The following is a 2141-nucleotide window of genomic DNA, read 5'->3' as shown; positions in this document are numbered from 1 at the left end:
GGACCAGTCTCTCAGATTCTGAGTCCAACGAAGATGTAGCCTCATCTAATAGCAGTATTGGAGCATCCTTGAGTATCGCTCTTGCTATCGCTATCCTCTGTCTTTGTCCCCCCGAGAGTTTGGCTCCTCTCTCGCCCACCAATGTGTTATACCCTTCGGGTAATTGAACTATAAACTCATGAGCATTTGCGGCCTGAGCTGCCTTGATTATTTCCTCCAGACTCGCTCCCGGCCTTCCATAGGCTATATTCTCAGCGATGGTTCCGCTGAAAAGATATGTATCCTGGGGGACATAGCTTATCATATCTCTGAGCTCAGTCAATGCGTATTCCCCTATTGACTTGCCATTTATGAATATGTTACCGCTATCCGCCCCATAGAATCCCATAAGGAGTTTGAATATGGTGGTTTTTCCCCCACCACTTGGTCCTACTAGAGCGGCGACCCACCCTTCGGGTACCGAAAGGCTGAGTCCATCCAGAGCTTTTTGACCATTCTGGTAGGAGAAAGATAGATCTCTGAGTTCCAACATGGCATGAGACGACACAGCGGCAGGATATGCATGATAGCGCTCTGGCTCTCGCATCTCGTCCAACAGCCCAAATACTCGATCAGCCGCAGCTAGTGAGCCTTGAAGCTGGACTATAAGCCCGCCTAGATACATGAACATGCCGGTTACGCCTTCCTGTAATTGCAGTATCGCGACAACTGATCCAAACTCGATTTTCCCGCGAAACATCATGAAACCACACACCGCCAATAGCCCGGCGAAACTTGCAAATCTTATTATCTCATTTATGCCGCCTATAAGGGCTTCCTTGCCCGTTTTCGCCATCGAAGCTCTGGTGACCGCTTTGGCAGCTTCCCTATATTGTGCAATTATCCAATTCCCTGCTCTGAACATCTTTATTACTTGGTTACCGGCCAATAGATCTGAAAGTCTTTCCGTATACACAGCTAGGGATGATTGTATCTTTTGGCTGATTTCGCGCAGCGGACTAGCAAAACAAGTATTTATATACGTGGATATGAGTCCGAGCGCAATTGCCAATGCACCTATCCAGACATTGAGATCTAGCATTATTACTGCACATGCTAAACCGGTTACCAAGAATCGAACGATGCCTAATAATTGGCTTGCATACGCGCTCTCCATCAAGTAGATGTCATTGTTTGCTATGGAGACAAGTTCACCGCTATGATGTGTGTCATAATAGCTCATCGGAAGGCCCTGAATATGGTCAAATACTCTCTCCCTTATTTCACCTATAGTACGTCTTAACGAGGCATTTAGGAGATAGTTTACAATGGGAGCAACAGCACAAACAATTATAAGTTCCAGGGTTATAGTCAAAACAGCTCTTTTCAATCTATGTAGATCGGCCAGAATAGCCGCATCTACGAAGGTTTTTAAAATAAAGGCAGCCAGTACATAGATAGCTGTTTGGGCAAGGCTGGTACCTACCAACCCGACCGAATATGCTAACCATCTCGGTTTCATGAAGGACATGAGACGCATAAACCCACTAGCTCGCGAGTTATTGAACACTTCTACGCCTCCCCCTCTGCTGCCTGTAAATTCACATTATCTTGAAATATGAGTTGTTTGAGATATAGTTCACAATATAACCCACCTTTTTCTATGAGTTCTTGATGTGTACCTCTTTCCATTATTTTGCCATGGTTCAATACCAACACATGGTCTGCTCCCAGTATCGTAGAGAGTTTGTGGGCTATAACAAGGGTAGTACGCCCTTTCATGAGGCGTTTTAACGCATCCTGCACCAGGGTCTCGGATCGAACATCCAATGCAGAGCCAGGTTCATCTAATAGCAGTATTGGAGCATCCTTGAGTATCGCTCTTGCTATCGCTATCCTCTGTCTTTGTCCCCCCGAGAGTTTGGCTCCTCTCTCGCCCACCATTGTGTTGTACCCTTCGGGTAATTGAACTATAAACTCATGAGCATTTGCGGCCTGAGCTGCCTTGATTATTTCCTCCAGACTCGCCCCCGGCCTTCCATAGGCTATATTCTCAGCGATGGTAGTCGGGAACAAATAGGGGTCCTGAGATACCAAGGATATATAGGATCTTGCACATTGAAGGTTCCATTCCTTCAGGTTATGTCCATATAGCAGGATCT

The 2141-nt window shown here is 46.2% G+C and carries 2 protein-coding genes; both read right to left on the bottom strand.

The window, feature by feature from the left end; translation table 11 throughout:
• Nucleotides 1-1549 (bottom strand): ABC transporter ATP-binding protein (locus HPY52_17140; protein ID NPV81958.1); only part of this gene is annotated, 1549 nt, incomplete at its 3' end.
• A 2-nt stretch (nucleotides 1550-1551) separates the two neighbouring features.
• Nucleotides 1552-2141 (bottom strand): ATP-binding cassette domain-containing protein (locus HPY52_17135; GenBank protein NPV81957.1); only part of this gene is annotated, 590 nt, incomplete at its 5' end.

The organism is Bacillota bacterium, assembly GCA_013178415.1.
In the GTDB taxonomy this organism is placed as follows: domain Bacteria; phylum Bacillota; class SHA-98; order Ch115; family Ch115; genus Ch115.
This window is presented reverse-complemented; position numbering and strand designations above follow the sequence as displayed.